At 73.1% G+C, this 1,211-nt stretch carries 1 protein-coding gene; it reads right to left on the reverse strand.

Features of this window, described 5'->3' with window-relative positions; translation table 11 throughout:
* Window positions 1-35: 35 nt before the first annotated feature.
* Complete coding sequence (locus tag IG74_RS0144670; RefSeq protein WP_030689589.1) at window positions 36-1,034, reverse strand: aldo/keto reductase; 999 nt, start codon at window positions 1,032-1,034, stop codon at window positions 36-38.
* Window positions 1,035-1,211 lie beyond the last annotated feature (177 nt).

Consider the following 1,211-nt stretch of genomic DNA (forward strand, 5'->3'; position numbering starts at 1 on the left):
GGGTCTGGGGGGTCTGGAGGTCTGGGGGGCTGGGGTCAGGCGGTGTCGGGGGCGAGGTAGGGCATCTGGTCGGCCGGGTAGCGGTCGCCGCGGGCCGCGCCGGGAGGAATCGCCGCCTCGATGCGCAGGCATTCCTCGCGGCTGAAGGGCACCTGAAGGGCGCCCAGGGCCTCGGCCAGGCGTTCGCGGGTGCGGGCGCCGACCAGGGGCACGATGTCGGAGCCCTTGGCCAGGGCCCAGGCGATGGCGGTCTGGGCGACGGTGGTGCCGCGGTCCTTGGCCAGGGCGCGCACGGTGTCGACCAGGCGGAGGTTGTGCTCGGCGTTGGCACCGGTGTAGCGGGGGGTGTGGCCGCGGACGTCGTCGGGGGTGAAGGCGCGGTTGCGGGGCCAGTTGTCGCTGATCAGGCCGCGGGCCAGGACACCGTAGGCGGTGACGGCGATGCCCAGCTCGCGGCAGAGCGGCAGGATGTGGGCCTCGATGCCGCGCCCCAGTAAGGAGTACTCGATCTGCAGGTCGGCGATGGGGGCGACGGCCGCGGCCCGGCGCAGGGTGTCGCAGCCGGCTTCGGACAGGCCGATGTGGCGTACGTATCCGGCCTGGACGGCCTCGCCGATGGCGCCGACGGTGTCCTCGATGGGCACCCGCGGGTCGGTGCGGGCGATGCGGTAGATGTCGATGTGGTCGGTGCCCAGGCGCTGCAGGGAGTAGGCCAGAAAGGTGTGGACGGCCGCCGGGCGGCCGTCGTAGCCCAGGAAGGTGCCGTCCGGGCGGCGCAGGGCGCCGAACTTCACGCTCAGCTGGACCTCTTCGCGGCGGTGGGCGCGCAGGGCGTCGCGGATGAGCAGTTCGTTGTGGCCCATGCCGTAGAAGTCGCCGGTGTCCAGGAGGGTGATGCCCGCCTCCAGGGCGGCGTGGACGGTGGCCAGGGATTCGTCGCGGTCGGCGGGGCCGTAGAGGGCGGACATGCCCATGCAGCCCAGGCCCAGCGCGGACACCTGGGGGCCGGTGGTGCCAAGAGCGCGGTGGAGCACGGGGGTTCTCCTCGGGCGGATCGGTGCGGCACAGCGTGGTGCGCGTGCGGACACGGGGGCAACACACCGGGATTCACTGCGGCAAGTTGCTCAAGTCGACTCTGTGGTACGGATTTTGAGGTGCTGTCAGGTGTCCGCGCGCGCAGCCTGGCGGGGCCGGCGGGGTGGGGGGGGCGG

The organism is Streptomyces sp. NRRL B-1347 (genome assembly GCF_000720325.1).
Taxonomy (GTDB): Bacteria; Actinomycetota; Actinomycetes; order Streptomycetales; family Streptomycetaceae; genus Streptomyces.